Source organism: Sphingomonas sp. 66-10, from assembly GCF_001897045.1.
In the GTDB taxonomy this organism is placed as follows: Bacteria; Pseudomonadota; Alphaproteobacteria; order Sphingomonadales; family Sphingomonadaceae; genus Sphingomonas; species Sphingomonas lycopersici.
The window spans coordinates 1-247 of the sequence record NZ_MKRR01000005.1; the positions used below are offsets into that span (position 1 = coordinate 1).

Here is a 247-nt window from a genome sequence, read left to right on the forward strand (position 1 = left end):
TGTTGGTGGAGCTCCTGCGATTTCCTGATGGTCACCCGATCGGTTTCGCGCGCGGCACTCGCTGCCGCTGCGATCTGCTCGCTCATCACCTCCGGCGTAAGCTTCATCGCTGGATGCTTTTCGATCAGGGCAATGTTTTGCGCGATTCTGAGGAGCCGTCCATCCATTTCCCCAAGGGTTTCGCTGTAATCGGGTATTTTCTCGCGCTCGGCAGTCAGCCCCTGGATCGCGCGGACCAGCAGCGATA

Annotated in this window: 1 pseudogene; it reads right to left on the bottom strand. The window is 59.1% G+C overall.

The window, feature by feature from the left end:
- Positions 1 to 247: pseudogene (locus BGN95_RS00995) on the bottom strand (DUF6118 family protein); the annotation flags it as partial.